A 427-nucleotide genomic window follows, 5' to 3' on the forward strand; every position below is an offset into this window, starting at 1 on the left:
CGTCAGGCCCGAGACCACGGCGGCGGTCGAGGACGGCGAATAGCCCTGCTGCTCCTCCCAGCGTTCCTGCTGGGTGAAAGGCGGCTTGATCTCCGCATCGTTCCACATCAGCCCGATCTTGCCGCCGTCGACCAGGAAGTCGGCCGCCGGCTTCAGCATGGACCGATAGTGTTCGGTCATCTGGGCGTCCGACAGCCAGCCCATCTTCCACAGACGATAGCCCAGCATGATCGGCATGGCGGTCTGGTCCAACTGGACCGCGACCCACTCCAGTTCGCCATCGACGTGCGTCTTCTGCAGGAACCAGCCTCCGGCGCCGGTGTTGCCGGGCGTGTTCGTGCCGACCTGGACCTGGGGCAGATAGTTGAAGGCCGCCAGCGGCGTCTCCTTGTCGCCCAGCGCCGCCAGAGCCATCGCCACCTGATAG

General features: G+C 65.8%; 1 protein-coding gene. It reads right to left on the reverse strand.

Going from position 1 to position 427, the window contains the following annotated elements; genetic code table 11:
- On the reverse strand, nucleotides 1-427 hold a 427-nt coding region (locus tag JWG43_RS20980; protein WP_504208235.1), incomplete at both ends, for a glycoside hydrolase family 15 protein.

The sequence above is a fragment of the Desulfobulbus alkaliphilus genome (assembly GCF_016918545.1).
In the GTDB taxonomy this organism is placed as follows: domain Bacteria; phylum Desulfobacterota; class Desulfobulbia; order Desulfobulbales; family Desulfobulbaceae; genus Desulfobulbus; species Desulfobulbus alkaliphilus.